Origin of the sequence: Primorskyibacter sedentarius (assembly GCF_004342065.1) — a bacterium.
GTDB classification, from domain to species: Bacteria; Pseudomonadota; Alphaproteobacteria; order Rhodobacterales; family Rhodobacteraceae; genus Primorskyibacter; species Primorskyibacter sedentarius.
Genome location: NZ_SLZU01000065.1, coordinates 1 through 3,149, shown reverse-complemented (window position 1 = coordinate 3,149; position 3,149 = coordinate 1). Strand labels below are relative to the sequence as shown.

At 55.9% G+C, this 3,149-nt stretch carries 3 protein-coding genes; 2 read left to right on the top strand and 1 reads right to left on the bottom strand.

Annotated elements, in window-relative coordinates; translation table 11 throughout:
• The coding region (locus EDD52_RS23400) for a hypothetical protein (protein ID WP_207906091.1) at positions 1-1,115 on the bottom strand (1,115 nt) is incomplete at its 3' end.
• A 936-nt stretch (positions 1,116-2,051) separates the two neighbouring features.
• On the opposite strand from EDD52_RS23400, the gene EDD52_RS23395 reads away from it, so the two are divergent.
• A complete protein-coding gene (locus EDD52_RS23395; protein ID WP_132249006.1) occupies positions 2,052-2,375 on the top strand; it encodes a hypothetical protein in 324 nt (107 codons plus the stop codon).
• Positions 2,372-2,719 (top strand): hypothetical protein, encoded by a 348-nt coding sequence (locus EDD52_RS23390; protein ID WP_132249005.1) that lies wholly within the window; start codon positions 2,372-2,374, stop codon positions 2,717-2,719. The genes EDD52_RS23395 and EDD52_RS23390 overlap by 4 nt, the downstream gene beginning before the upstream one ends.
• The last annotated feature ends 430 nt before the right edge of the window (positions 2,720-3,149 follow it).

The following is a 3,149-nucleotide window of genomic DNA, read 5'->3' as shown; positions in this document are numbered from 1 at the left end:
GGAACCCCGGACCCGTCCACCGCAAGCGCCGCACCGTCCAGGCTGTCATTGCCCAGAACAGAGCCCGTGTCGCCACCGCTCAGACCGTTGACCGGGCCAAGATCATCGTCTTCGGCCACCGGCGGAGGCACGTCCTCGATGATGTGCTGAGCCTGGGTAAGACCTGGGGTACAGTCATTCTGCCCAAACGCGGCATCCGTTGCCGCAGTGATGGCGCCCAAAGACAATTCTATTGTCTCGTCAGGTTCGGAGATGGCGTCGGTGTAAATTGTCAAAGGAACCGAAAAGAAGGACGCGGCGTCGTTCCCGTCATACTCTCCTGGTGGGATCGTCACGGTTGTCGAGGTCAGGTCGTAATCCACCCCCTCGGTCGCGGTGCCGCCGGTCACCTGAATCTCGACAGTAAAGGGTGTAAGCACTTCGCCGAAAACGACGACCTGCGGCACATTCGCAGACGACGTTTCTGGTCCGGATGTCGGCGAATTGTCTCTGAACGAAACGACCGGAAGCAGCCTAATCCTGATGCTGTCCAGAAAGTTACCGCGTGAGTCATTCGAATTCGAACGGAACTGCAGACGGTGAAAGCCCGTCGGGCCTGTGTAAGTAGTAGCGCCTGCGTTCCGGACCCATGTATTCGTGTCCTGAAATGTGGTCTGCGAGGCCAAAGACTGTACGAGATTACCGTTGAGGTCCGTTACCTCGTAAAGCGCTGTCTGAGGATCATCTGCCTCAGTGTTATTGCGGGCGCGATGGTAAAAGAGCCAAGACAACTCTTCACCGTTGAATAGGCAGACTTCCTGATAAAGTCCGACAGGTTCTGACGGGTTCAACTCTACAAAATAATCACGGTCATTGGCAGGTACACCCTGAAAGCCGCTGGCCCATGCTTCGATTTGCCCGTTTGTTGACTTCCAGCCGGCAAAGTAGTCATCGGACGCAATGACGTAAGTGCTCGGCGGTACTTCCGCGACAGGCCAACCCTCATAGATAGTGGTCCCGTTGGAGAACCTCTCAAAGCTGGGGTTGAACATCCATCGTTGCTGAGCTTGTGCAGCATGTCCAAATACCAGCAACGACGCAACAAACAGCAGGAAGCCGAAGGCAGATTTAGGCATGGCCATACTCACACAACTATAGGCAGAAAAAATCTGCGGCATTCACTCGTTAAGAAAGCGTTAAAGCATTCTCTCCGTACACGGATCAAGGGGAACAATCGGGTAAAAAACTACCCGTTTGGATACGTTCGGAGATGAAGACGCCGATGCAGATCGGGCGACGCCCGTCTGAATTCGGGAAAAATCAACGCAACTCATGGCGAAAACATCACAAAGACGTGAGTGACACATGTCTCTAACGCTATGGTGAAAGGCGTATTTCTCGGCGTTGTCGGCGCGGAGGTTGTTTGTGGGAGATTTCGCCAAACCAACAAGCTGAGACGCCGCAAAATCTTTTGGTTTAGCTGACTTCACCTTCCTGACGCGGCACGTGAAAAGTTTTGGATTCCTGAGAGGTGTGGCCGTTGCGCATCGGAGTACCCACGCTTTATGCCGCACGTCCGGGTCAACAATCCTCCCTACCGCGGTGCTTTCAGGATCGTCGGCTGGCGCAGCCAAAGCGATTCCCTAGCAGCCTGAGCGTTTTTCCTGCCGATAACGGTCATCGCCCTTCAGCATCACAAGCCTTCAAAACTGCGGTATCGAGTGGCGAATAATGCGCCACCACCGGTTGAGTCGATCTTCTCTACGACCCAAGCCGCGAACGCGCCGCAGATGGTATCGGCAAGTCCGGGAATTTGGTTTCACGGTCTTTTGCCGTCGAGGATGGCAGCAGGGCCTGTTGGCAAATGGACGTCCAGCGGTACGGGGCCGGTACGCTGTCGTAAGTGTTGCTGCCGCCCTAAATGAGAAATCATGGCAGCACTGTAATGGAAAAAATTTTGCCAGTTGGTTTTACCTCTCGTTGCCGATGTGTGAAGGTTTCGCCGCATGCACTAAGCTTGCCTTCTCCCTACAGAGCAGGCGATCTTCAATCGCTGCAAAACCCTTGGCGATATGGCCCGCGCCTTTCCGAAATGGCGCGCGGCGGAGTTGGACCGCCAGCTTGGGGCAGCAGAGGCATCGACCATCTCGGAAGATGCGCCCTATAGCAGCCGCCGCAGCATCCACTTTTTTGACAATCAGGAAGAGGCGATCCGCTACCGCGATGATCACGGAACCGGAGGCTGGACATTTGTTTGCGACGACAAAGGCGAAGCAACGCTCTTTCCTCACCTGATGACGCCCAGCACCATTTTGCTGATGGGCTGGACCAGCAGATCTGGCGGGCGGTTCATCGGAACGGCAGGCAAGATCATTCAGCAGGAGGATGTAGCATGAAACGCTTGGTCAGGCACATCGAGGGGCGGCACCTTACCGCCGCCGACAAGCGCAATTTTCTTGTGGGCATCGAGTATCTGCGAAACCAAGAGACCTGCGCGATGTGGCTGCGCCGGGGCGGCTCGAAAAAGCAATATTGCCTCACGCCCGATCCGGATATCCCGCACCGCTACAGTGTCGAGATGCGCGAAACCTATACGACCGATTTCGGCCAGCTAAGGCACCGCGACACACGCCACGTCATTGAAACATCCGGCGTTGATCCCCTGCCCTCTTCGGGCTGGCCCGTGGAAGAAGACGACGCCGACCCTCTGCCCTCGCAGGAGGAAATCCCATTCGACTGAAACGCGACACTGCCCCGCCGTTCGGGCCGGGCAGTGATCCATCACACCGAAACCGCCGCTCAGAGGCGGCACCCTACTGACGGAGATTATGACACGGAAAAAGTGCTTTCAGCAGCCGCGCAATTCCAAGGCGCAGCAAGCGACCTTGTAGAAGTCGCCCGAGATGGACGCATCACCAACCATGATAACGTCGGCGCAGGCGACACTCTTACGATTGCAGCAGACGGCTTGGGGTTGTTGATCAACGCAATGTGCGAGCGGCCGGAGAATGAAGTCTATGACCAAGATACAACCCAACTGCATGGCGCGGTCGTTCGGATTTTGGATCCCCGCACGTGTGAACCGCCCCGGGTTTACCGGAGAGTTTCTGGTTCAATGATTAGGCTACTTTTTCGACCGCGTTCAAGTTTGCATAGAAGGCCTCCTCTGC

Bases quoted from the DNA above. Each gene is read 5' to 3' on its own strand.
- EDD52_RS23395 (WP_132249006.1), top strand. From the start codon at position 2,052: ATGGCCCGCGCCTTTCCGAAATGGCGCGCGGCGGAGTTGGACCGCCAG.
- EDD52_RS23390 (WP_132249005.1), top strand. From the start codon at position 2,372: ATGAAACGCTTGGTCAGGCACATCGAGGGGCGGCACCTTACCGCCGCC.